The organism is Tardiphaga sp. vice304 (assembly GCF_007018905.1).
Classification (GTDB): domain Bacteria; phylum Pseudomonadota; class Alphaproteobacteria; order Rhizobiales; family Xanthobacteraceae; genus Tardiphaga.
Map to the genome: position 1 here is coordinate 5,124,671 of NZ_CP041402.1, position 23,625 is coordinate 5,148,295.

General features: G+C 64.7%; 19 protein-coding genes. 13 read left to right on the top strand and 6 right to left on the bottom strand.

The window, feature by feature from the left end:
• Positions 1 to 112 precede the first annotated feature (112 nt).
• Entirely contained in the window at positions 113 to 1,273 is a 1,161-nt protein-coding gene (locus FNL56_RS24490) for a PA0069 family radical SAM protein (protein ID WP_143575437.1), read from the bottom strand.
• A gap of 186 nt (positions 1,274 to 1,459) precedes the next feature.
• Here FNL56_RS24490 and FNL56_RS24495 point away from each other — a divergent pair, with 186 nt between their 5' ends.
• The 3 genes from FNL56_RS24495 (at position 1,460) to FNL56_RS24505 (ending at position 5,713) form a co-directional block, all read left to right on the top strand.
• Positions 1,460 to 3,388, top strand: coding sequence for a hypothetical protein (locus FNL56_RS24495; protein WP_143582423.1), 1,929 nt, complete (start codon positions 1,460 to 1,462; stop codon positions 3,386 to 3,388).
• Between the two features lie 14 nt (positions 3,389 to 3,402).
• Positions 3,403 to 5,040, top strand: coding sequence for a PEP/pyruvate-binding domain-containing protein (locus FNL56_RS24500; RefSeq protein WP_143575439.1), 1,638 nt, complete (start codon positions 3,403 to 3,405; stop codon positions 5,038 to 5,040).
• A 106-nt stretch (positions 5,041 to 5,146) separates the two neighbouring features.
• A complete protein-coding gene (locus tag FNL56_RS24505) occupies positions 5,147 to 5,713 on the top strand; it encodes a glycosyl transferase (protein ID WP_143575440.1) in 567 nt (188 codons plus the stop codon).
• Positions 5,714 to 5,843: 130 nt separating this feature from the next.
• Here the strand turns inward: FNL56_RS24505 and moaB are convergent, their stop codons facing one another.
• Positions 5,844 to 6,428: a molybdenum cofactor biosynthesis protein B gene (moaB, locus tag FNL56_RS24510; protein WP_143575441.1), complete on the bottom strand. Its 585-nt coding sequence runs from the start codon at positions 6,426 to 6,428 to the stop codon at positions 5,844 to 5,846.
• Between the two features lie 150 nt (positions 6,429 to 6,578).
• Positions 6,579 to 7,508 (bottom strand): KPN_02809 family neutral zinc metallopeptidase, encoded by a 930-nt coding sequence (gene ypfJ / locus FNL56_RS24515; protein ID WP_143575442.1) that lies wholly within the window; start codon positions 7,506 to 7,508, stop codon positions 6,579 to 6,581.
• A gap of 229 nt (positions 7,509 to 7,737) precedes the next feature.
• Between ypfJ and FNL56_RS24520 the strand changes: the two genes are divergently transcribed.
• Complete coding sequence (locus FNL56_RS24520) at positions 7,738 to 8,871, top strand: site-specific DNA-methyltransferase (RefSeq protein ID WP_143575443.1); 1,134 nt, start codon at positions 7,738 to 7,740, stop codon at positions 8,869 to 8,871.
• A gap of 181 nt (positions 8,872 to 9,052) precedes the next feature.
• Here FNL56_RS24520 and FNL56_RS24525 read toward each other — a convergent pair whose 3' ends face one another.
• Positions 9,053 to 10,384, bottom strand: coding sequence for a methyl-accepting chemotaxis protein (locus tag FNL56_RS24525; RefSeq protein ID WP_143579213.1), 1,332 nt, complete (start codon positions 10,382 to 10,384; stop codon positions 9,053 to 9,055).
• A complete protein-coding gene (locus FNL56_RS24530; protein ID WP_143576358.1) occupies positions 10,347 to 10,883 on the bottom strand; it encodes a PAS domain-containing protein in 537 nt (178 codons plus the stop codon). The genes FNL56_RS24525 and FNL56_RS24530 overlap by 38 nt, the downstream gene beginning before the upstream one ends.
• A gap of 228 nt (positions 10,884 to 11,111) precedes the next feature.
• On the opposite strand from FNL56_RS24530, the gene FNL56_RS24535 reads away from it, so the two are divergent.
• Positions 11,112 to 12,857 carry a sensor domain-containing diguanylate cyclase gene (locus tag FNL56_RS24535; protein WP_143575445.1) on the top strand — a complete coding sequence of 582 codons (1,746 nt, stop codon included), beginning with the start codon at positions 11,112 to 11,114 and terminating at the stop codon, positions 12,855 to 12,857.
• 5 nt (positions 12,858 to 12,862) lie between these two features.
• Here FNL56_RS24535 and mutY read toward each other — a convergent pair whose 3' ends face one another.
• Positions 12,863 to 13,948 carry an A/G-specific adenine glycosylase gene (gene mutY, locus FNL56_RS24540; protein WP_246660784.1) on the bottom strand — a complete coding sequence of 362 codons (1,086 nt, stop codon included), beginning with the start codon at positions 13,946 to 13,948 and terminating at the stop codon, positions 12,863 to 12,865.
• Positions 13,949 to 14,024: 76 nt separating this feature from the next.
• Here mutY and FNL56_RS24545 point away from each other — a divergent pair, with 76 nt between their 5' ends.
• The 8 genes from FNL56_RS24545 to FNL56_RS24580 all read left to right on the top strand — a co-directional run bounded on the left by FNL56_RS24545 (position 14,025) and on the right by FNL56_RS24580 (position 23,624).
• The gene (locus FNL56_RS24545) at positions 14,025 to 14,309 is read left to right on the top strand and encodes a type II toxin-antitoxin system RelE/ParE family toxin (protein WP_143578355.1); all 285 of its coding nucleotides are present in this window, start codon (positions 14,025 to 14,027) and stop codon (positions 14,307 to 14,309) included.
• Positions 14,281 to 14,601, top strand: a complete 321-nt coding sequence (locus FNL56_RS24550) for a HigA family addiction module antitoxin (protein WP_143575448.1) — start codon at positions 14,281 to 14,283, stop codon at positions 14,599 to 14,601. Before FNL56_RS24545 ends, FNL56_RS24550 begins: the two co-directional genes overlap by 29 nt.
• A gap of 31 nt (positions 14,602 to 14,632) precedes the next feature.
• Positions 14,633 to 15,112 carry a DUF721 domain-containing protein gene (locus FNL56_RS24555; protein WP_143575449.1) on the top strand — a complete coding sequence of 160 codons (480 nt, stop codon included), beginning with the start codon at positions 14,633 to 14,635 and terminating at the stop codon, positions 15,110 to 15,112.
• A gap of 103 nt (positions 15,113 to 15,215) precedes the next feature.
• Entirely contained in the window at positions 15,216 to 15,878 is a 663-nt protein-coding gene (locus tag FNL56_RS24560; protein WP_143575450.1) for a DsbA family protein, read from the top strand.
• Positions 15,879 to 16,795: 917 nt separating this feature from the next.
• On the top strand, positions 16,796 to 17,791 hold the full coding sequence (locus FNL56_RS24565; protein WP_210245433.1) for a DUF262 domain-containing protein: 996 nt from the start codon (positions 16,796 to 16,798) through the stop codon (positions 17,789 to 17,791).
• A 1-nt stretch (position 17,792) separates the two neighbouring features.
• Positions 17,793 to 18,773 (top strand): hypothetical protein, encoded by a 981-nt coding sequence (locus tag FNL56_RS24570; protein WP_168203020.1) that lies wholly within the window; start codon positions 17,793 to 17,795, stop codon positions 18,771 to 18,773.
• Between the two features lie 208 nt (positions 18,774 to 18,981).
• The gene (gene smc, locus FNL56_RS24575) at positions 18,982 to 22,446 is read left to right on the top strand and encodes a chromosome segregation protein SMC (protein WP_143582424.1); all 3,465 of its coding nucleotides are present in this window, start codon (positions 18,982 to 18,984) and stop codon (positions 22,444 to 22,446) included.
• Between the two features lie 209 nt (positions 22,447 to 22,655).
• Positions 22,656 to 23,624 (top strand): small ribosomal subunit Rsm22 family protein, encoded by a 969-nt coding sequence (locus FNL56_RS24580; RefSeq protein ID WP_143575454.1) that lies wholly within the window; start codon positions 22,656 to 22,658, stop codon positions 23,622 to 23,624.
• The last annotated feature ends 1 nt before the right edge of the window (position 23,625 follow it).

Sequence of the window (23,625 nt, forward strand, 5' to 3'; positions counted from 1 at the left end):
CGCTGCTCAGGCACCCTCGTTCCGCATGGAAGCGAGGGGCCAAGTCCTGGCAGCGAAAGTCCTGGCAGCGAAACTTCTGGCAGCGAAACTTCTGGCAGCGAAACTTAGCCTTCTAAAACAAACTCAATTGCTGGCCCGCCTTGCTCAGCCGCACGAAGTGATCCGTGGTCAGCTTGGAGCGGCGCTTGTTAAGGCCGAGCTTGGTACAGGCGATCTCGAAGCGCCGGCCGATCATCCAGGCCATCGGCCCGGTACCCTTCATCCGCGTGCCCCATTGCGAATCATAGTCGCGGCCGCCGCGCATGTCGCGGATCAGCGTGAAGACGTGGCGATACCGATCCGGATAGTTCGCCATCAGCCATTCGCGAAACAGGTCGCGGACCTCCAGCGGCAGCCGCAGCAGGACGTAACTCGCCTCCTTCACCCCGGCATGCGCCGCGGCATCGAGAATGCGCTCGATCTCGGCGTCGTTCAGCGCGGGAATCACCGGCGCCACCATCACCGTGGTCGGAATGCCCGCCTCCGACAATTGCCGCAGCGCCTCCAGCCGCTTTTCCGGCGACGACGCCCGCGGCTCCATCGTGCGTGACAGCTTCGGATCGAGCGACGTCACCGAGATCGCCACCTTGGCGAGGTTGCGCTTCGCCATACGCGCCAGAATGTCGATATCGCGGGTCACCAAAGCCCCCTTGGTGACAATGCCGACCGGATGGTTGGCGCGCTCGAGCACTTCGAGAATGCCGCGCATCACCTTCCGCTCGCGTTCGATCGGCTGGTAGGGATCGGTGTTGGTGCCGATCGCGATCATCCTCGGCTCGTAGTCCGGCGCCGCCAGCTCCTTCTCCAGCAGCCCCGGCGCGTCCGGCTTGACGAATAACTTCGATTCGAAATCCAGTCCGGGCGACAGGCCGAGAAAGGCGTGGCTCGGCCGCGCGAAGCAATAGACGCAGCCGTGCTCGCAGCCGCGATAGGGATTGATCGAGCGGTCGAAGCCGATATCCGGCGACTCGTTGCGGGTGATCACCTTTCGCGCGGTATCGACCGCCACCGTCGTCTTGAAGGCCGGCAGTTCATCGAGGCTCTGCCAGCCGTCGTCGAAGGCGACGCGGGCTTCGGCCTCGAAGCGACCGCTATCATTGGATTGCGCCCCGCGACCGCGCCGCCGCTGCTTCTCGATCGCCACCGCAATCTCGGGAAACGGCGAGGCCCCGCCCGGTTCGGGGGGCGGCAGAACCGGCGGGTGCTTGCGGGCGGCAGCATGGGTGCGAGTCATGCCGACAACATAACAAACAACCGGAACATATCAAGAACAAATAAACATCCCTGTTCGAAACAGCCGGCGGCAATCCGTGCCGGTCGGGCAGCTGTTCTGTGACGTTTCGATGAATGATCCAGCGCAATCAAACTGTCGCGAAGGCGCGCCATACATGCACAGGTCGGATCGAACTGGTGGTGGCAAATGAAATCCCAGATCATCGAACAACTTGGCCAGACCGGCATGCTGCTGCCCTCTCTGGTCGCGGAAGGTCTCGGCGCCAATGACCGCATCAAGGTGCGGATGAGCGCGTTGCAGGGCGCCGCGCAGCATGCGCGACAGCCGGATCAGGCCGTTTCGGATCTGCAGGCCGAATGCCGCGCCGCTTCGATTCCGCCGGCGGCGATCGCGACGCTGATCGGCGGCGCCCATATGGCAGCCGACGGTCGCATCGCCGCGCCAAATCTTGCCAAGCTGATGAAGGACATCGCCGACGACATCGCGGCGATGATCCGCGCCGTCCGGGCCGGCGCCCCGCAGGAGGGCGAGGCCTTCGACGCCCGGCTGGCGGCGATGCTGGCGGCCGGCGTGCTGGACGCGGCGACCGAGATCGAGGTGGTGCGGATCGCGCGACTGACCGGCATGGCCGAAAACGGCGCCGACAGCCTGCATCGGCTGGTGATGGACCTGCACAAGGCGCTTAACCGTCTTGCCGCCCGTTGCGCCGAGGAAATCGTCGATGGCGCCCATGTCTTCGGTCTGCAGCCTGAAGACCATGCGCCGGTGCAGAGCTTCATGCGTGGGCTCGGCGAGACGAAAATGCTGAAGTTCGATCACCCTGGCCTCGACACCATGGCGACGCGTTCCGGCGGGCGGCTGCTGATCCAGAACGATATCGGCACCACCGATGCCCATGTCGTCGTAATCGCCGTGAAGGCGAACACCGTCACCGTCACCTATACCGACGTGCATCGCGCCCGCGCCAGGTTCTTCGTGGCGCAGTTCGAGAAATTCCCGGCGGCGTGGAGCGGGCTGGATCGGCACGCCGCCAGCGGACTCGGCGACGACGGCACGTTCTATCTGGTGACCGGCGACTATCAGGCCGACAGCGCCGATGAGCGCGATGCCTTCCTGGCCGCGATCGGCGCTGCTCTGGTGTTCCTGATCGACTGGAACAAGGCGCGAAAATTGTTGCGGAGCTGGGTCGCCAAGGGCGACGCCGCCAACCTGCTCGGTTGGGCGGCGCGCCATCGGATCGGCCACCGGGCGTTCCTCGAACTTGGCGGTGACGAACTGATCGGCGCCGCGGTACGCAACGCGGCCCCAACAAGGATCGGTTTCGGCGAACGGCTCGACCAGGCCCTGGGCCGCGACGCCGCGGTGGAATTCCTCAAGACCGCGATGCGGGTTTCCACCGAAGCACTGCGCGAGGGCCGCTCGGTACGCCTGGTACGCGACCAGATCGAAGCCGAACTGGTCCGGCATCTGGAGCGGGTCGATAGCACCCTGCTTGCCATCATCCTGCGCCAGGCCGGTCTGGCGAACGATATCGCCGCCGGCCTCGCGTCTCATATCGCCGCGCTGCAGGCCGGGCGCAGCAGCGACGGCAAGGCCCTCGCCGCGCGCGCCAGCCGGATCGAGCAGAAGGCCGACCGCATCGCCATCGAAGCCCGCAAGGAGGTGACGCGCCTCAACGCCCGTCCGGTCATCGAGCAGATGATGGACCGCGTCGAGCAGGCCATCGACGAACTGGAACAAGCGGCGTTCATCGCCTCGCTGCTGCCTGAAGCGGTTGCCCCGGCGCTGCTGGAAGCGCTGGCGGGGCTGTGCGGCTCGTCCGTCTCGGCCCTGCAGGCAACCGCCTCAGGCGTCGCCGCCGCCGCCGAAGTGCCCGACGTCCAGCGCGTCGATTCCGAGGACGCACTGGCCTGCGTGCTCCGCCTGATCGACGCCGAGCACAGCGCCGACCTGCGCGAACGCGAGATTACGGCGCAGGTATTGACCGGCGGCTTCGACGTGGCGACCTCGCTGGCGGTGCTGGAACTGGCGCGGGCGATCGAGCGCGCGACCGACCGGCTCGCAGGATTCGGTCACCTGCTGCGCCGCTACATCATTTCCGACCTGCTGGCGTAACCGAGGGGCTGACAATGCATATCGTGCGAATTGGCGACGGCTCCGCCAAACATCATTCCGCCGACAGCATCGGCAACAAGGCTGCGAACCTCGCGCGCATGGCGGCACTCGGCCTGCCGGTGCCGCCGGCCTTCGTGCTGCCGGTCAAGCTGTGCGCCGCCGTTCTCGCCGGCGATGCGCATGCCGAGCGGGACCTGCGCCACGGGCTGAAGGACGGCATTGCCTTTCTGGAGGCCGCGACCGGCAAGCGGTTCGGCGATCGCCGCGACCCGCTGCTGGTGTCGGTGCGATCGGGCGCGGCGCGTTCGATGCCCGGCATGCTGGAGACCGTGCTCGACGTCGGCTGTACGCTTTCCGCCGTCCACGGCCTGATCCGCGCGACCGGGCGCCCAAGGCTGGCATGGGACTGCCGCCGGCGCTTCATCGAGAGCTATGCGGAAACCGTGCTCGGCATCGATCCCGCGTCGCTGGCCGCGCGGCTGAACGAGCTGATCGCCGCCGAGCAGGCGTCAAGCGATCGCGACCTCGACAGCGAGGCGCTGGAGCGACTGGCCGGCGCGCAACGCGCTTTGATTGACGACGACGATGATGGCTGGCTGGAGGATGCCGCAGTCCAGCTCGACAGCGCGGCGCGCGCGGTCTATCGCTCATGGATCAGCGAACGCGCGCAGACCTATCGCAGGCTGCAGCAGCTCGACGATCTCCGGGGCACCGCGGTCACCGTGCAGGCCATGGTGTTCGGCAATGGCGGGCTCAGTTCCGGCGCCGGCGTGGCATTCTCGCGCGATCCTTCCACAGGCCTGCCGAAACCGATGATCGATCTGGTACTCGACGCGCAGGGCGAGGACGTGGTGTCCGGCCGCCGCACCCCGGATACCGAGCAGACCATCGCCCGTGTTCTGCCGGCGGTCGCCACGGAGCTTGCCGGCATCCTGAAGCAGCTCGAGCGGGAATTCGGCGACGTCCAGGACATCGAATTCACCATCGAGGATGGCAAGCTCTGGATCCTGCAAACCCGCACCGCCAAGCGGACGCCACGCGCCGCGCTACGTATCGCCATCGACCTCGTCCAAGAAGGGCTGATCGCACCAAAGGAAGCGCTGCAACGGATCGACGGCATCGACATTGCCGCGCTGGATCTGACGCGGCTCGCCGATACCGGCCATCCGGCGATCACCGGGATCGGCGCCTCCGGCGGCATTGCGGTCGGCCGCGCGGCGTTCGACTCCGCCAGCGCGCAACGGCTGGCTGAATCGGGCGAGCCGGTGATCCTGCTGCGGCCCGAGACCTCGACCGCAGATGTCGCCGGCTTTGCGGTGGCGGCCGGTATCGTCACCGCGGTGGGTGCCCGCACGGCGCACGCCGCCCTGGTGGCGCGGCAGATGGGGCGGCCCTGCATCGTCGGCTGCGCCGGCCTGGTGATCGATAGCGACACGGACCGCGCCATGCTCGGCAGCTCGGCGGTGTCGGCGGGCGACTGGATCGCCATCGATGGCGACAGCGGCCGGATCTATCTCGGCAAGCGCGAGATCATCGTCAGCCGTCCCGACGCCGAACTCGCCGAGATCGAGGGCTGGCGATCGAACAAGCACGGCAAGGGCCATGGCCATCACCGGACGGACCCGGCAAGCCAACATCCCGCCAGCCACTAAGCCAGCTTGCCGCAGCGGCAAAAATTGACGAGCAGTTCGCTGATTTGATTGCGACAAGATGGTAACCGTGCGACGGTTTCACATCATAAGGTAATTTTACCCGTCAATGCTGAGCGTCATCATTCCCACCGATGGTAATGAACAACCCGCCGTGGCCACCCTGGCCGCGTTGGTGCCGGGCGCTGCTGCGGGAGTGATCAAGGAAGTGCTGCTGGTCGATCGCGCCGGAACCGGGGTGATTGAACACGTCGCCGATGTCGCCGGCTGCGGCTTCCTGCCGTTCCAGGGCAGCCGCGCGGCGGCGATGGCCGCCGGCGCCAAACAGGCGCGTTCGCCATGGCTGATGTTTCTGCATGCCGGCGCGGTGCTCGATGCCGGCTGGACCGAAGAGACCAGCCAGTTCATCCAGCGGGTTTCGATGAGTGGCCGGCCGCGCGCCGGCATTTTTCGCTATGCACGCTCGCCCTATGATGAAAGCGGCGTGGTCGACGGGCTGAAATATCTGGCGCGGATCCTGAAGGGGCCGTCTGCCGACCAGGGCCTGCTGATCGCCCGGGAGCATTATGACCGGCTCGGCGGCTATGCCGACGCCCGCCGCGCCGAAGCGCGCCTGCTGCGCCGGCTCGGCCGCTCCTCGCGCACGCTGCTGCGCAGCCGGATCATCGTGGCCTGAGCCTGAGCGCCGGCCAAGCCAAGTATCCCCGACGCCAATATGCCGGGCACGCCCGCCGCACCAGGCTTGCGCCGACCCCCACACCCGCGCTTGTCGCCGCATCCTTCGAGGCTCGCCTCCGGCGAACGCCTCAGGATGACGGCGACTGAGATGATACAGACGGGCCCTTCGCCTTGCCGCGCCGCAAATGCTCGTCGAGCCGTGGCATGATCTCGACGAAATTGCAGGGCCGCGTGCGATAATCCAGTTGCGCGGCGAGAATGCCGTCCCAGCCGTCGCGGCAGGCGCCGGGCGAGCCCGGCAGGCAGAAGATGAAGGTCGTGCCAGCGGTGCCCGCCGTGGCGCGGCTCTGGATCGTCGAGGTACCGATCTTGGCGTGGCTCAGCATGTGAAAGGCGATCGAGAAGCCGTCCATGCGTTTTTCGAACAAGGGCTCGACGGCTTCCGGCGTGACGTCGCGGCCGGTGAAACCGGTGCCGCCGGTGCTGATGATCACATCGATGCCGGGATCGGCGATCCATTTCCGGATCATGACGCGGATGGCTTCGACGTCGTCGGTGACGATGTCGCGGGCGGCGAGATGATGGCCGGCCGACGTGAGGCGATCGGCCAGCGTCGTGCCGGACTTGTCATCGGCCAGCACGCGGGTGTCGGAGATCGTCAGCACCGCGATGTTGAGCGGGATGAAGGTTTTGGCGTCGTCGGTGGATGACATGATGCTCTCTCACTTGTCCCGGACGCGATGCGGCATTCCTATGCCGCTTCGCAGAGCCGGGACCGTATCAGACGCCGGCGCCCGCAATGGCCCCGGCTCTGCGAAGCAGCACTTCGTGCTGCGTCGCGTCCGGGGAACGGAATGCACGCCTTACAGCCGCTCGGCAGCGAACGTGTTGCACGACGTCACGGTGCCCTGCTGGTAGCCCGTCATGAACCAGCGCTTGCGCTGCTCGGCGGAGCCGTGGGTGAAGGAATCCGGCACCACGCGGCCCTGCGCCTGGCGCTGCAGCGTGTCGTCGCCGATCGCCGCCGCCGTGGTCAGCGCGGCGTCGATGTCGCCCTTCTCGAGGAAGCCGGGGCGCTTCTTCTCTTCGCGGTTGACCCAGACGCCCGAGAGACAGTCGGCCTGCAATTCGACCTTGACCTGCAAAAGGTTCGCCGCCGCCTTGCTGCCGGCCTGCTCCTGCAGGCGCTGCACGCGGGGCAGGATGCCGAGCAGGTTCTGGATGTGGTGGCCGGCCTCATGCGCGATGATGTAGGCGGCGGTAAACTTGCACGCATTGCCGGAGCAGCCACGGAAGCGCGTTTCGACCTGGCGGAAGAAGCCGGTGTCGAGATAGATCTGCTTGTCGGGCGGGCAGTAGAACGGACCCATCGCCGCCTGGGCCTGACCGCAGCGCCCGCCATTGGTGGCGTTCTTGAACAGCACAATGCGCGGACCGACATATTTCTGGCCGCTCTCCTTGAAGATCTCGTCCCAGCGATCGTCGATTTCGCCGAGCACGCCGGAAATCATGCTGCCCATTTCATCGGTCGGCGCAGCGCCCTTCGACGGCGCGGAGCGCCGGTCGGTCTGGTAGGTCGGCGCCTGCCCGCCGCCGGTGAGGACCTCGGCGCCCCCGATCAGGATGCGCGGGTCGATGCCGAACGCCCAGCCGACCAAGCCCAGCACGATCACCGTGCCGATGCCGAGCCCGCCGCCGCCCATCCCGAAACCGCCGCCACCGCCACCGCCACCACCGCTGTCGTCACGACGGTCGTCGATATTGTCGCTGCGACGAAAGTCATCGTAACGCATAAGTATGGTCCTTCATTTCATCCGCGGATCGGGGCCGACCCTAACGCGTCAATCGCGGAAAATTTCCATCGCCCTAGCACTAAACTGCCCGGCAAATAATGCCTAGCATGAACGGCCGCAAACAGGATTGCAATTAAGTCGATTTTTACTTTGCGGCGTCATGGTGTGGGTAGTCGGTTTGTTAGTCCCGCGTCGCCGACAGCGTCGCCTGAGTCAGAGTAATTGAGTCATGGTTGTTTCGCTTCGCGGGGCGTCTGCAAGGGCGCCCCGCATCAAATTTGAATCCGGCCCCTCTTCCCGCATTGTCATCGGGGATTGCGTCGCCGAAATGTCCAAGCTGCCGGCCCATTCGGTCGATCTGGTGTTCGCAGATCCGCCGTACAACCTGCAGCTCAAGGGCGACCTGAAGCGCCCCGACGAATCGCATGTCGATGCCGTCAATGACGACTGGGACAAGTTCTCGTCGTTCGCCGCCTATGACGATTTCACGCGCGCCTGGCTCTTGGCAGCGCGCCGCATCATGAAACCGTCGGCGACGTTGTGGGTGATCGGCTCGTATCACAACATCTTCCGCGTCGGCTCGATCATGCAGGATCTGGGCTTCTGGGTGCTGAACGACATCGTGTGGCGCAAGTCGAACCCGATGCCGAATTTCCGCGGCCGCCGTTTCACCAACGCGCACGAGACCATGATCTGGGCCGCGCGCGACGAGAATGCCAAGGGCTACACCTTCAACTACGAAGCGCTGAAGGCTGCCAATGAGGACGTTCAGGCGCGCTCCGACTGGCTGATCCCGCTATGCACCGGCGACGAGCGCCTGAAGGGCGCCGACGGCAAGAAGGTGCATCCGACGCAGAAGCCGGAGGGCCTGCTGGCGCGCGTGCTGCTGTCGTCATCGAAGCCCGGCGATCTCGTCATCGATCCGTTCAACGGCACCGGCACTACCGGCGCCGTCGCCAAGCGCCTGGGCCGCAACTATATCGGCTTCGAGCGCGACCGCGACTATGCCGCCGCGGCCGAAGCGCGCATCGCCGCGATCGAGCCCTTGCCGGAAGCCACCCTGGCGCCGTTCATGACGGCGCGCTCGGCGCCCCGCGTCGCCTTCTCCGAACTGCTGGAGCGCGGCATGATCGCGCCGGGCACCAGACTGGTCGACGCCAAGAAGCGCCACGGCGCATTGGTGCGCGCCGACGGCGCCATCCTGTTCGGCGACAAGGTCGGCTCGATCCACCGCATGGGCGCGATGGCGCAAGGCTCGGCCGCCTGCAACGGCTGGACGTTCTGGCACGTCGAAACCAAGACAGGCCTGACGCTGATCGACGAACTGCGCGCCAAGATCCGCAGCGAGATGGGATTGGGCTAGAGCCAGTTCGGCTGAGGTCGAATCGGATCGTTCAGATGCAGGGTAGGCAAAGGCGGGCTTGCGCCGTGCCCACCCTTTTTTCTATCGACGGTCTTCCATTTGTCGCCGGCCGATTAGTGGGCACGCCGCCGCCCGCGCTGCGCGCGGACGCCGGCTTTGCCCACCCTACGTTCTTTTCGTCCTACGCCGCCTTGGTGCCGGCCTGATCCACCAGGTTCTGCCGGGCTTCGCCGAGATAGCTGCGGATCTCCTGCGTCAGCAGGCCGGATTGCGAAGAAACATCGCCCGACGCCTGCATCGTCGAAGTTGCCAGTTGCTCGGTGGTGCGCGCGGTTTCCGCCAGTGACTGTACGTTGACGGATATTTCGCGCACCACGGCGAAGGCCTCGTCGATGTTGCGGGCGATCTCCGCCGTCGCCGCCGACTGCGCTTCGGCGGCGCCGGCGACCTTGCTGGTGATCTCGTTGACCTCGGCGATCACGGTGCCGATCTCGGCGATGGAATCGCTGACCTTGTCGGTCGCCGATTGAACCTGGCCGATCTGGGCCTCTATTTCGGCGGTGAAAGTGGCGGTCTGCGTCGCCAGCGCCTTCACTTCATGGGCCACCACGGCAAACCCGCGGCCGGCCTCGCCGGCGCGCGCCGCTTCAATCGTGGCGTTCAAGGCCAGCAGATTGGTCTGGCTGGCGATCCCGTTGATCGATTTGGCGACCTCGCTGATCCGCACGGCGACCTCGCGCAGCACATCGACATGCCCCGCCGCATCGGCCACCCGATCGACGGCGCGGTGCGCTATCGTCGCCGAGCGGCTGACGTCGGCGCCGACTTCGCCGGCGCTGGAGGACAGCCGCGCCGTGGCCGATGCGACCGACTGCATGTTGGTCGCCGCCTGTTCCGACGCTGCCGCCACCGAGGTGACGCTGTGCAGCGTCGAGGACGCCCCGGCGCGCAAATTGCCGGCATTGCCGCTCATTTCGCTGGCGCCGCTATCGAGCGCCGACACGATGCCGTTGACGGTGACTTCGAGCTCGGAGGTCTGGTGCTCGAACCGGCCGATCCGCGCGGCGATGCTGTGGGTCGCGGCGTTGATGACATCCGCGCCGTGCAGCAGGCCGCCATGCAGGCCGGCACGAAGAATCCGGCGATAATACTTGTTGTGATTGACGGCGGTCATCGCCGCGGTGGCCTCGCGTACGAAGGCATCGCAGCCATCGATCATGTCGTTGATCGCGTGCAGCAGTTCGCCCGTAGCACCCTGCGTCGGAATGCCGAGAATCCGGGCTTCGAAATCGCCCTGCACGATGCGGCGGCAGGTATCGCGCGCCAGCACGATCAGGGCGGCTGCGCGCGACATCCACCACAGCGTCACCCCGGCCGCCGCGATCGCGAGTGCCTGCAGCGCCATCGCCAATGTGCCCATGCCCGCCAGTTGCAACGCCAGCGACGCCACGAGAGCGAGGACGACGAGCGCCGTGCTAAGCTGCGCTCTTGATAGAAAACATGAGTTCGTCATAGCTGACCTTCTGACTGGCAACGAAATCCGTGAGCGCCTTGTATCCGGCGGCGAGCGCGTCCTTGCCGTTGACATGACGCTGCTCGATCGCGAGCACCTGCGTATACAGCGGGGCGATGGTGGTACGGATGATGTCGGGTGCCGGCGCGCGGCGATTGGAATGGTAGCCATTGATCCGGCCGTCGGCGCCGAACGACGGCGTTACATGGGCGAACACCCAGTAATGATCGCCCGTCCTCGCCATGTTCTTCACATAGGCGAAGATCTCTCGGCGGTCCTCGATGGCGTCCCACAACAGCTTGAACACGCTGCGCGGCATGTCGGGATGCCGGATGATGCTGTGCGGCCGGCCCATGACTTCCGCCTCGCTGTAGCCGGCGATCCTGCAGAACAACTGGTTGGCGTAGGTCACCCGCCCCTTGAGGTCGGTCTTCGATACGATCAGTTCGGAGGCCGGGAAGAACACCTCGCGGTTGGTCGGCTTGACGGTATGGGACATGACGTTATGGGACATGGGGCCTGCCGAAATCGAATACGGTTGTGACGCCGTGTTACGTCGCCAGCCTGAAGATGACGTTAAGGTTGTGCGTGGCGCCGATGGGCCAGCGGCAGGCGCTGCAGAAGCGCGTCGGGATTCATCTGTTGTTCAGCATGAGGGCATTGGACAGAGAGGTATAAGGGTTTCGCAATGGCCGCGTGAAAGAAACGAGGCAACCGGGGCCTTCTGATGCACATTTCGCGGCGACGCCTGAATGATTTACTCAACGCAACCCGGGACAGCCTGTCCGTACGCAGCCAGATTGCCGCCGCCGTCGGCCTCATGACGATCATCCTCGTCGGTGCGCTGGCCGCTGGTGCGGCTTTCGTCAGCTACCGCACCACCGCGACGCTGGTGAACAGCCGGCTGACCAGCGTCGCCTCCACGACCGCGGAGCGGCTCGACCGCTACATGGCGGTGCGCCAGCAGGAGATCAAACTGTTCTCGCAGCTGGAGCCGATGAAGAAGCTCTGGCAGGATGATCCGGCCGCGCTGCGCCGATCGCTGGAACAGCTGCAAGCCTCCTTCACCGACTTTGCCTGGATCGGCTTTGCCCGTCCCGATGGCATTGTCGCCGCCTCGACCGGCGGCCTGCTGGAAGGCGCCTCGGTCGCGCAGCGGCCGTGGTTTCGCACCGGGTTGCACGAATCCGTGGTCGGCGACGTTCACGAGGCGGCTCTGCTATCGTCGCTGCTGGCGCAACGCGCCGACGGCGAACCGCATCGCTTCGTCGATGTCGCGCTGCCGGTGCGCGATGCCGACGGTCAATTGATCGGCGTGTTCGGCGCCCACCTGAACTGGGACTGGGCGCGCGGCGTGATCGCAAGCGCCGAGGCCAATGACGGCGGCACCGATACCACAATGGCGGTGTTGTCGAAGACCGGCACCGTGCTGCTCGGCCCCGGCATGGGCACCAGCAAATATGCCGGCGAGCTGTCCCGCATGATCGCCGAAAAATCCGGTACCTTCAGCGATGTAACGGCCAACGATAAAATGTTGCGGGCGTTCTTCGTCAGCCGCGGTCATCGCGACTATCAGGGCCTGAACTGGATCGTAACCGCCAGCCAGCCGGCCAGCGTCGCGCTGGCCGCCGCGATCGAGACGGCTACGACCATTCTGGCGATCGGCGCACTTGCCGGACTGGTCGGCGTGCTGATGGCGTTCGTGATTGCAAGACGGATTTCCCACCCGATCCGCGCCCTCACGATCGAAGCCGACCGCATCGGCCGCGCTTCCGGCCCCACCATGCTGCCGCGGCTGAACGGTTCGCGGGAGGTGGTGCAGCTGACCCGCGCGCTGCGCTCGCTGCTGCGCCGGATCGGCTTCGCCGAGGAGCGGACCAAGGAGGCCAAAGCGCGCGCCAGTGAGAATGCGATGCAGTTCAAGGACGACATCACCCGGCTGCGCATGCTGGCCGATACCGATTTCCTGACCGGCCTGCTGAACCGCCGCGCGTTTCTGGCAGCCGCCCATGACGCCATGGACTTCTCGAAGCGCTACCGGCGCGGCATGGCGACCCTGATGATCGACATCGATCACTTCAAGGCGATCAACGACACCCATGGCCATGCCGCCGGCGACGTCGTCATCAGGAAGATCGCGGACATCATTTCCGGAGCGATCCGGAGCACCGACCGCGCGGCGCGCTTTGGCGGCGAGGAATTCCTGGTGCTGCTGCGCGAGGTCGACGAGGCCGGCGCGCAGCTGCTGGCAGAGCGGATCCGCCACGCCGTCGGGATGACGGTCATCTATGACAAGGCGACCCGCCTCAAGGTCACGGTTTCGATCGGGATCGCCATGATGGGCGCGTCCGACCGTGACGTGCAGGACATGATCGAACGCGCCGACCAGGGGCTGTATGTCGCCAAGAACTCCGGTCGCGATCGCTGTGTGCTGCTGCCGGATACTGACATCGACCGCGTTCGCGCCGCCTGACGCGCTCAGCCGAGCCCGTGCGCGATCACCTTGCGCATCAGATTGGGCAGCGCTTCGCCATGCAGCGTGGCGATCGGCACCCAGCGCATGCCGGCCGGCGCGCGGCTGCGTGCCGCAACGCGCGCGGTGTAGACCACCAGCTCCAGCGGAAAATGCGTGAAGACGTGGGTGACGACGCCAACCTTGCGGTGCCAGGTCGCGACGCCCTTCACGGACGGCGCTTGCTGCAGTGCCGCCGCATCGTCGTGGCCGGCGCGCCATTCCGATGACGGCACTTCGGTCATGCCGCCGAGCAGGCCCTTTTCCGCCCGCGTCCGCACCAGCAGTTCGTCGCCGCGCGTCACCACGAAGGCCGCACCGCGGCGAAGCGTGCCGGCCTTCTTCGGCGCCTTGCGCGGAAACGTCTCCTGGTCGCCGCGCAAGCGCGCCGCGCAATCGTCGTTGATCGGGCACAGCGCACAGGCTGGCCGCTTCGGCGTACAAATGGTGGAGCCCAGATCCATCAGGGCCTGCGCGCTGTCGCCGGCGCGGGTCGCCGCCAGCAGCGTCGTCGCGAGTGCCTGGATTTGCGGCTTGGATTTCGGCAGCGGCTCTTCCACTACATAAAGCCGCGACACCACGCGCTCGATATTGCCGTCGACCGGCATGGTCTGGCGGCCGAACGCGATCGCGGCGATGGCGGAGGCCGTATACGGCCCGATGCCCGGCAGCGTGCGCAGGCCCTCCTCGGTGTCGGGAAACGCGCCGCCATGGTCGCGCAACACCGCCACCGCGCAGGCATGCAGGTTGCGCGCCCGCGAATAATAGCCGAGCCCCGCCCACATCCGCAGCACGTCGTCCTGCGAGGCCGCGCCGAGATCGGCGACCGTCGGCCAGCGCGCCAGGAATTTCTCGAAGTACGGACCGACCGTCTGCACCCCGGTCTGCTGCAGCATGATTTCAGACAGCCAGACCCGGTACGGATCGATCGCCCCGCCCGGCAGCGGCCGCCACGGCAGTTTTCGCCGGTGCCGGTCGTACCAGTCGAGCAATTGGCGCGGCCGGTCGGCGACGGCAAGCTTGCGGATTTTGGTGGCTGGGGATGCGGGCACGAAGCATTGTAAAATCAGAATCGGGGCAAGGCCAGCGCCGAACGTGATGTTGCCGGCCATAACGCGGCGCGTTATAATGATCCAGAGTTTCGCCAGCTTCGAGACGGAGGTGATCTGGTCTGGCCACCGCAGCCGAAAGCTGCCGTCGGACATCCAGGCCGTTGCCCTGCGAAAACTGCGTCTTCTCAATCAGGCGCGCGCGCGCGGCGATCTCCGCGTGCCGCCGGGTAACCGGCTCGAAGCGCTGAAAGCCGATCGGCTTGGCCAGTATTCGATCCGGATCAACGACCAGTGGCGGATATGTTTTGTCTGGGACGACGGGGGACCCCGCGATGTCGAAATTGTCGACTACCACGGCTAAAGCCGGCCTCTTGCCGAACCCGCACCCCGGCGAGATCCTGCTGGAGGAGTTTCTGAAGCCGATGGGGCTCAGCCAGAACGCGCTGGCCCGCGCGGTCCATGTCGCACCAAGGCGGATCAATGAGGTCGTGCTCGGCAAGCGCGTGGTCACGGCGGATACCGACCTGCGGCTGGCGCGGTATTTCGGCCTCTCGGAAGGCTTCTTCCTCGGCCTGCAGATGGATTTCGACCTGATGCAGCGGCGCCGCGAGATCGAAGGCGACCTGAAGACGATCCGGCCGCATGCGGCCTGATTTTGCCGGCGGCAGGTGCTAGGGATACGCGATGAGAAAGCCCGGCTACATTTCCGCCAAACCGCTCTCCGTGCTGCTCGGCGGGGTGTTTTCCGACGCCTTTGCCAAGCAGGGCTTTGCGTCGCGCGAGCTGGTGACGCGCTGGGCGGAGATCGCCGGCGCCGACATCGCCAAATTCTCCGAGCCGCTGAAGATCCAGTGGCCGCGGCCGGTCGAGGGCCAGAACCAGGTGCCGGCGACGCTGATCCTGCGCGTCGAGGGGCCGATGGCGCTGGAGATCCAGCATTCCTCCGACGCCATTTTGCAGCGGGTCAACCGGTTCTTCGGCTGGAATGCGGTCGGCAAGATCGCGCTGCGCCAGGCGCCGCTTTCACGCCCCAAGGTCCGCAAGACCATAAAGCCGATCGAGGCTGCCGCCGTCGCCGAAGTCGCCAAAAGCCTGGGCCGCGTCGAGGACGACGAGCTACGCGAGGCGCTGGCGCGGCTCGGCGCCACGATCAAGCGGAAGTGAGCTTTTCGCAAAGGCCGGGCCGCGGCCTGCGCTTGCCACAATTCGGGTTTCAAGTTAGCCACAGACAGCATTTCCGGGCGCGCCGCGCCAACAGGAGCCTTCCTTGATCATCACGCGCCGCGCCGTCACCCAAGCCCTTTCCCTCACCGGCCTCGCCGCTTTGGCCGGCGTCTCGCCGCTGTTCCTGATCGAGCAGGCGTTCGCGCAGACCGCCTCGGCGGCCGACGTCGCCAAGCCGGTGTCGCTGCCCGACATGGCGCTCGGCCCGAAGGACGCCGCCGTCACCGTCACCGAATACGCCTCGATGACCTGCCCGCATTGCGCGACCTTCACCAAGGAAGTGTTCCCGAAGATCAAGGAAGCCTTCATCGACACCGGCAAGATCCGCTTCGTGTTCCGCGAATTCCCGCTCGACATCAAGGCCGCCGCCGGCTCGATGCTGGCGCGCTGCATCGCCAAGGACGATTCCGCCAAATATTTCGCGGTCAACGACCTGCTGTTCAAGACCCAGGACGACTGGGTGCTGAAGGACACCGCCGCCAGCCTGACCCGGATCGGCAAGCAGGCCGGCCTCAGCCAGGAGGCGGTGGAAGCCTGCCTGAAGGACCAGGCGCTGCTCGACAAGATCGCCGCCGACCAGAAATTCGCCAACGAAGTGCTCAAGGTCAACTCGACCCCGACCTTCTTCATCAACGGCGAAATGCTCAAGGGCGAGCAGAGCTTCGAGGAATTCTCGAAGAAGATCACGCCGCTCTTGAAGAGCTGAGGTCAGGCGCTTCACTCAGGCTGTCATCCCCGCGAAAGCGGGGATCCAGTATACGCAGGCGTCTGCGACAGATCTTCGAACGGCAGCGTTTACTGGGTCGCCCGGTCAAGCCGGGCGACGACAGAGGTGGGTGTCGCACGCGCATCGCTGTGCACGCCTGACCCTCACCACTCCCGCATTCATCATCTCTCAATTTCAAACAGCCGTCCGCATCCTCGCGACGCCGATGCGCCCGAGCTTTGCGAGATCTCCCCTCACGCATGAGGGGAGCGACGCGCCGAAAGGCGCGGGGATCGTTCGTCGCGGAGCGTGACGGCTGTGCGAGAGCCACCACACCACGCGCATCGCCTTTCGGCGCGCCACCGCGGCGTTTCTGTCCGGAGGACCGTGCTTCCGGGACAGCTTCCGGCGGGATTTCCCCGCCTTTCCCTGTCCACGTCCAGCCGACAAAGAGCGGCAGAGCCCCGTAGTGGGCCCGGACGGTGCCCCCCGGCCTCCCGGGTCCGTGGGTGCGAGCCACGTCCGCAGGCGCCGCATCCCGCCCCACTCCAGAACGCCTCATGAAGCGCCCCTCGCGGACAGGACGAAGGAGAATATAGTCAAGAAAGGATTATTGTCAATAAACCGGTCTTGAAATTTTTGTCGCTCCACGGCTACTTACACGCCGGCCCAGTGTTATATTGCGGCATCGCACGAACGTGGCCGACAGTAACCAGTAGCGACTGAAATGCACGCGGCCTGCGCCAAGCGCTACGGCACGTTAAACCAAGGATACACTCGATCAGACTTGGTAAAAGTTAAAGCCCGATATAACCTGTGGTTGAAGTATCTCTACCACATCGAAAGACAGCGATCCCATGCAACGAAAAGCAACCTTCCAGTCCCTATCCTGGCTTTGGGACATATATAAGCGAGGATTGCTCGATCTTGATCCTCCATATCAAAGGAGGAGCATTTGGAACGCTCCTTACAAAGAGTTCTTCATCGATACTGTATTGAATGACTATCCATGCCCGGCGATATTTCTCTACGAAAACATCACGCCCGACGGGGTTGCAAAGTACAGCGTGGTGGATGGCAAGCAACGACTCATTACACTTTTTGAATTTGCAAACAACGAATTCCCCGTTTCGTCAGAAGCAACGATTGCGAAGCACAAGGACAAATATTTTAAGGACCTTGACGACGACACAAAGCGAGGATTTTGGCGATACCAATTTGCTGTGGAGTTTATCCCATCGGAAGATGAAACTTTGATCAACACGATATTTGATCGCATCAATCGAAACGTTGCAAAGTTAACTCGACAAGAATTACGTCACGCAAAATTCTCAGGAGCCTTTATTACTAAGGTCGAAGAGCTGTCGGAGTGGACATTTAGCACGCTGCCCAAAAACTTTCCTTTTATTCAGCCGTCTTCGCGAAAGCAAATGAGGGATGACGAGTTTCTTGCGCAACTCCTGCTCCAAATCGAGGAGGGGCCGAAATCGTATTCACAAGACGATTTGGATAAAGCCTTCAGCTCTCGAGATCCCGTATGGGAGCGAGCCGAAGAGGTAACAGACAAGTATAGAATGGCCATTCAGAAGATTGATCAAATCGTTCGGAGCGACCAAACATTGGATATTACACGAAGCCGGTTAAGAAATCAGGCCGATTTCTATTCGTTGGTGGGAGGCGTTTACGCCCTATCCGAAACGGGGCACGACATTGCACCTGATGAAGCTCGGGAGCGTCTTCGTCAGTTTTTAGCAACGGTCGACAACGAAGAACGGCGCGCGGAAATCCCGAGCGCGGCAAGCTATTTTGCCGCAAGTCGAGCCGCTTCGAACGACGCCGGCCCGCGACAAACGAGAATAAATATCATGAAAGAGATTTTGCTCGGTGAGGTCGCCTTGCTTCAGGCATCTTAAAGTGAACATTCCCCAAGCTCTCATCTCGGTATATGCTGAGCTAACCCCCATACTGAAAAATGTAGAAGGGCGCGTCAATCAAGCATTGCGGGCATATGCTGACAGCAGACTTCTACCTTTCATATCCAGAATCAAAACCATTGAATCCGCCGCAGAGAAAATTGAGACAGGACGCTACCGATCGTTCGAGGAAATTGACGATCTAGTAGCTTTCACCGTTGTCGTCCCAACACTAAAACATGAGGAAGAGGCGGTGGCGCATTGCGCTAACTCCTTTGTGATCTCCTCTATTAGAAATCGCACTTCAGCCAAGAAAGCGCCGGACGTCTTTCGATTTGATAGTACTAGACTATATGGGCGCCTGCAGAAACCAGATGGCGTCGATATAAGGGGAATATCGATTTACGATATTGTTTTTGAAATTCAGATTCGTACTGCGTTTGAGCACGCTTGGATCGTAGCGACCCATCCCTTAACTTATAAGTCTGAAACGGTCGACTGGAAGCGATTTCGTCTTGCTGCACAGCTAAAAGCATCTGCTGAACAGCTTGACCTCGCAATTAATTCTTTTGACGTTCTCGCAGAATCCGTAGCAGAAGCTCCATGGCCTGAGATCCAGCAAAAAGCACTCATAATCGAAATGATCCATAGGCTCGTCGATGACGAAATCATTCCGGCGGAAGCGGCGCCTAAAGATCTTTCTCGATTTTCAGAGAACCTAGTTTCCCTTATTCAATCTTCAAAAAGAAAACCAAAAATGGGAGATGCGCTGAGTGAATTGGAGCGAGAACTGCGAACGTTAACGATCGACACGTTCCCTAGAAGCGCTTCGATATTGCAGGTTTGCATGGGCCTCTTATGTCAAAAAGGCATTCTGACCGGCCCACTTCAAAAATACACTTGCCATATAACGGACCCTCTCACGCAACTGTACCCAGAATTGCGGACACTTTCGCCCGTCTTTGACTACGGCGCGGTGTAGCCCCCCCTCCCAAACCTCTGGAAAACCCCCCGCCGCGCGTTGCGCCCCCGTCCCCTGGCCGCCATTGTCCGGCGCTTGAGAGAAGCGGGGCGGCGAGTCCCGGCGGGCGTGGGCGATCCCTCTATGGTATTGTTCGTGCTGCACGATTCGCGTTTCGCCCAGATTCCACCGGCTTTCCGGCCGGCGGCGACCATAGAGTAACGTGTCCATGAAACTCACGCGCCTGCGCCTGCACGGGTTCAAATCCTTCGTCGAACCCACCGATCTCATGATCGAACCCGGCCTCACCGGCGTGGTCGGGCCGAACGGCTGCGGCAAGTCGAATCTCGTCGAGGCTTTGCGCTGGGCGATGGGCGAGACCTCGCACAAGTCGCTGCGCGCCGCCGACATGGACGCCGTGATCTTTGCAGGCAGTGGCAACCGCGCCTCGCGCAACCACGCCGAAGTGGTGATGACCATCGACAATACCGACCGCACCGCGCCCGCGGCGGTCAATGACGCCGAAATCCTCGAAATCTCCCGCCGTATCGAGCGCGACGCCGGATCCAGCTACCGCATCAACGGCCGCGACGTCCGCGCCCGCGATGTGCAGATTCTGTTTGCCGACGCCGCCACCGGCGCGCGTTCGCCCGCCCTCGTCCACCAGGGCAAGATCGGCGAAATCATCCAGGCGAAGCCCGAAGCGCGCCGCCGCGTGCTGGAAGACGCCGCCGGCGTCGCCGGCCTGCACGCCCGCCGCCACGAGGCCGAGCTGCGCCTCAAGGCCGCCGAAACCAACCTCACCCGCGTCGAGGACGTGATCGGCCAGCTCTCCGGCCAGATGGAGGGCCTGAAGAAGCAAGCCCGCCAGGCGATCCGTTACCGCGAAGTGGCGCAGAAGGTCCGCAAGGCCGAGGCCATGCTGTTCCACATGCGCTGGATCCAGGCCCATGCCGACGTCGCCGAGGCCCAGCAGACCCACGACCTCAACGTCCGCGAGCTCGCCGAGCGCACCCGCGAACAGGGCGAGGCCGCGCGCATCCAGGCGATCCGTGCCAACGACCTGCCCGGCCTGCGCGAGGCCGAGGCCCGCGCCGCCGCGTCTCTGCAGCGCCTGACCAATGCCCGCGAGCTGCTCGACCGCGAGGAAATCCGCGCCAAGGAGCGCGTCGGCGAACTCGACCGCCGCCTCGCGCAGTTCGAAAGCGACACCGCGCGCGAGATGCAGCAGGCGGAAGACGCCGAAATCGCGCTGATGAAGCTCGACGAAGAAGACGTCATGCTGAAGGAAGAGATCGCAGGACGACTCGACCAGCGCGGCGGCGTCGACGATCGCGTCTCCGAGGCCGAAGCCGTGCTCGCCGCGGCCGAGCGCACCTTCTCCGAACTCACCACCGCGCATGCGTCGATGACCGCGCAGCGCAACCAGCTGCAGTCCAACGTGCGGACCCACGCCGACCGGCTGACGCGCCTGGGTCAGGAAATCGCCAATGTCGAGGCCGAGATCGAGCGGCTGACGCAGACCACCTCCGGCTTCGGCGACATCGACGAACTCGCCGCCTTGATGGAGACCGCGCAGGAAATCCTGCTGATGGCGGAAGCCACGGTTTCGGACGCCGAGCAGGCCCATGTTGCGGCCAGGCAAACGCTTGAAGCGTCGCGTGCGCCGCTCAACGAGGCCGACAAAAAGGTGCAGCGGCTCGAGACCGAAGCCCGCACTATCTCGAAGATTCTCAACGGCGAGACCAAGAATTTGTGGCCGCCGATCATCGACGGCGTCAGCGTCACCAAGGGTTTTGAAAAGGCGCTCGGCGCCGTGCTCGGTGACGATCTCGACGCCCCCGTCGATCCCTCGGCGCCGATGCGCTGGACCGATGCCGGCGTGCATGCCGAAGATCCGACCCTGCCGGACGGCGTCGAATCGCTGGCCGACCACGTCAATGCGCCGCCCGAGCTGGCGCGCCGCCTGAAGCAGATCGGCATCGTCTCAAAGGAACAGGGCGCAGCGCTCGTCGCGCACCTCAAGACCGGGCAGCGCCTGGTGTCGCGCGAAGGCGACGTATGGCGCTGGGACGGCTTCGTCGCCGGCGCGCATGCGCCGACCGGCGCCGCCCGCCGCCTCGCCGAACGCGCCCGCCTCACCGACATCGAGGCCGATCTGGAAGCCTCGCGCGTCGATGCGCAGATCAAGCGCGAAATGCTGGAGCAGGCCGAGGCCGCGCTGAAGACGGCGTCTTCCGCCGAAGCAGCCGCCCGCGACGCGCTGCGCAATGCCCGCCGCGACATCGACCAGTCGCGCGAGCGCCACGCCAATGCCGAGCGCGAGATCAATCGCCACGCCGCCCGCCGCTCGGCGCTGACCGAGGCGCAGTCGCGCCTCGACAACGACCGGCTGGAAGCCGAGGCGTCGCTGGAAAGCGCGCATGCCGCGCTGGAATATTTGCCGGATTCGTCTGATGCCGAAGCGCAGCTTGCCGCCTTGCGCAGCGAGATCGAGGGCCATCGCCGGCTCGCCGCGCAAGTGCGCGCCGAAGCTCAGGCGCTGGCGCGCGATGCCGAACTGGCCGACCGGCGCTTGCAGGCGATCATCAGTGAGCGCGCGCAGTGGGAGAGCCGGAAGTCGGGCGCGGCGTCGCAGATCCAGACCGTGACCTCGCGGATGGCCGAAGTCACCGCCGAGCGCGCCGAGCTGGAAGACGCGCCGGCCTTGTTCCTGCAGAAGCGCCGCGCGCTGATCTCGGAAGTCGAGAGCGCCGAGCAAGCCCGCCAGCTCGCCGCCGACGCGCTGCAGGTCGCCGAGAACGCGATGAAGGAAACCGACCGCGAGGCGAAAGCCTCGCTGGAAGCCTTGTCGGCCGCGCGCGAAGCCTGCGCCCGCGTCGAGGAGCGCATGGAAGGCGGCAAGCGCCGGCTCGAAGACATCGAGCGCGAAATCCGCGACATGCTGGAAGTCGAGCCGGAAGGCGTCGCCGCCATGGCCGAGATCAAGGAAGGCGCCGCCCTGCCGCCCTTGCACGAAGTCGAATCCGACCTGGAGAAGATGCGCCGCGACCGCGAGCGCCTCGGCGCCGTCAACCTTCGCGCCGAGGAAGAGCTGGGCGAAGTCGAGGACGCGCATAACGGGCTTGCCGGCGAGCGCGACGATCTGGTGGAAGCCATCAAGCGGCTGCGCCAGGGCATCCAGAGCCTCAACAAGGAAGCCCGCGAGCGTTTGTTGACCTCGTTCGAGGTGGTCAACGGCCACTTCAAGCGGATGTTCGTCGAATTGTTCGGCGGCGGCGAAGCCGAGTTGAAGCTGATCGAGAGCGACGATCCGCTCGAGGCCGGCCTCGAGATCGTCGCCAAGCCACCCGGCAAGAAGCCGCAGACGCTGTCGCTGTTGTCCGGCGGCGAGCAGGCGCTGACCGCGCTGGCGCTGATTTTTGCGGTGTTCCTGACCAACCCTTCGCCGATCTGCGTGCTCGACGAAGTCGACGCGCCGCTCGACGACCACAATGTGGAGCGGTTCTGCAACCTGCTGCACGAAATGTGCGCCACCACCGAAACCCGCTTCATCACCATCACCCACAACCCGATCACCATGGCGCGCATGCACCGGCTGTTCGGCGTGACGATGGCGGAGCGCGGCGTCTCGCAGCTGGTCTCGGTCGATCTCGAGAACGCCGTGAAGATTTTGGACATGGAAGTCGCGTAACTAATCGGAACGACGGCGGCAGTGGCCTCCCTCCCCCTTGCGGGGAGGGTCGGCCGAACGAGCGATGATGCGATAGCATCATTGAGAGTGGAGGCCGGGGTGGGGGTGCCACGGGCTCGGAGTTTGTGGCTACCCCCACCCGACCCGGCTTCGCTACGCTTCGCCGGGCCACCCTCCCCGCAAGGGGGAGGGGAAAGAACCGCGCTCCGATGACCGCCCCCGAGCTGCCCGCCGAACTCACCGCCGCGCTGAATGCCCGCCTGCACGGGCTGTCGCGCAACGATGCCGCCTTGCGCTCCGATACGATCTCGCAAACCTACCGATCCGGCGGTGGCTCCATCGCGATCCGTAGTGAAGCGGATGCGCTGGCCTATGCGCTGGCGCGGATGCCGGCGACCTATGCGGCGGTGACCGCCAGCCTCAACGCGTTGCAGGAGGTGCGGCCGGATTTCCCCCCGCGCTCTTTGCTCGATTGCGGCGCTGGGCCGGGCACCGCAAGCTGGGCCTGCGCCGAGGCCTTCGCCTCCCTAAACGAATTCACGCTGCTCGATGCCAATCCTGCGCTGCGCAGCCTCGCGCTCGACCTTACCCGCGACAGCATGCGTCTGCCCGCGCTGCGCTACGAGCTCGGCGATGCCACGGCAACGATCGCGAAAGCCCCCGCGGCCGATCTGGTGATCGCCAGCTACGTCATCAATGAACTCCCTGACGCCGCCCGGCAGAAACTGGTCGCGGCGATGTGGGCCAAGACGCTCGACACGCTGCTGATCGTCGAGCCCGGCACGCCCGCCGGCTACCAACGCATCCTCGACGCCCGCGCGATGTTGATCGCCGACGGTGGCCACGTCCTCGCCCCCTGCCCGCATGACGACGCCTGCCCGCTGACAGCACCCGACTGGTGCCACTTCTCGCAGCGGCTGCAGCGCTCCCGTGTGCACAAGCAGCTGAAATCCGCCGAGCTGCCCTACGAGGACGAACGCTTCATCTACCTCGCGCTGTCGCGCTCGCCAGCGACCCGGCGGCCGTCGCGGGTGCTGGCGCAGCCGGTGGTCAGCAAGGTCGCGGTGACGGCGAAATTGTGTACGCCGGACGGCGTGGTCGCCGCCGTCGCCCCGCGCCGCGACAAGGCGGCCTATGCCCGCGCCCGCAAATGGGGCTGGGGCGACGCGGTGGATTAAT

What these genes read in the sequence shown, in the direction of transcription:
- FNL56_RS24495 (WP_143582423.1), top strand. Translation starts at nt 1,460, where the DNA reads ATGAAATCCCAGATCATCGAACAACTTGGCCAGACCGGCATGCTGCTG.
- FNL56_RS24500 (WP_143575439.1), top strand. Translation starts at nt 3,403, where the DNA reads ATGCATATCGTGCGAATTGGCGACGGCTCCGCCAAACATCATTCCGCC.
- FNL56_RS24545 (WP_143578355.1), top strand. Translation starts at nt 14,025, where the DNA reads ATGATCCAGAGTTTCGCCAGCTTCGAGACGGAGGTGATCTGGTCTGGC.
- ypfJ (WP_143575442.1), bottom strand. Translation starts at nt 7,508, where the DNA reads ATGCGTTACGATGACTTTCGTCGCAGCGACAATATCGACGACCGTCGT.
- FNL56_RS24555 (WP_143575449.1), top strand. Translation starts at nt 14,633, where the DNA reads ATGAGAAAGCCCGGCTACATTTCCGCCAAACCGCTCTCCGTGCTGCTC.
- moaB (WP_143575441.1), bottom strand. Translation starts at nt 6,428, where the DNA reads ATGTCATCCACCGACGACGCCAAAACCTTCATCCCGCTCAACATCGCG.
- FNL56_RS24505 (WP_143575440.1), top strand. Translation starts at nt 5,147, where the DNA reads ATGCTGAGCGTCATCATTCCCACCGATGGTAATGAACAACCCGCCGTG.
- FNL56_RS24580 (WP_143575454.1), top strand. Translation starts at nt 22,656, where the DNA reads ATGACCGCCCCCGAGCTGCCCGCCGAACTCACCGCCGCGCTGAATGCC.
- smc (WP_143582424.1), top strand. Translation starts at nt 18,982, where the DNA reads ATGAAACTCACGCGCCTGCGCCTGCACGGGTTCAAATCCTTCGTCGAA.
- FNL56_RS24520 (WP_143575443.1), top strand. Translation starts at nt 7,738, where the DNA reads ATGGTTGTTTCGCTTCGCGGGGCGTCTGCAAGGGCGCCCCGCATCAAA.
- FNL56_RS24525 (WP_143579213.1), bottom strand. Translation starts at nt 10,384, where the DNA reads ATGACGAACTCATGTTTTCTATCAAGAGCGCAGCTTAGCACGGCGCTC.
- FNL56_RS24535 (WP_143575445.1), top strand. Translation starts at nt 11,112, where the DNA reads ATGCACATTTCGCGGCGACGCCTGAATGATTTACTCAACGCAACCCGG.
- FNL56_RS24530 (WP_143576358.1), bottom strand. Translation starts at nt 10,883, where the DNA reads ATGTCCCATACCGTCAAGCCGACCAACCGCGAGGTGTTCTTCCCGGCC.
- FNL56_RS24550 (WP_143575448.1), top strand. Translation starts at nt 14,281, where the DNA reads ATGTCGAAATTGTCGACTACCACGGCTAAAGCCGGCCTCTTGCCGAAC.
- FNL56_RS24490 (WP_143575437.1), bottom strand. Translation starts at nt 1,273, where the DNA reads ATGACTCGCACCCATGCTGCCGCCCGCAAGCACCCGCCGGTTCTGCCG.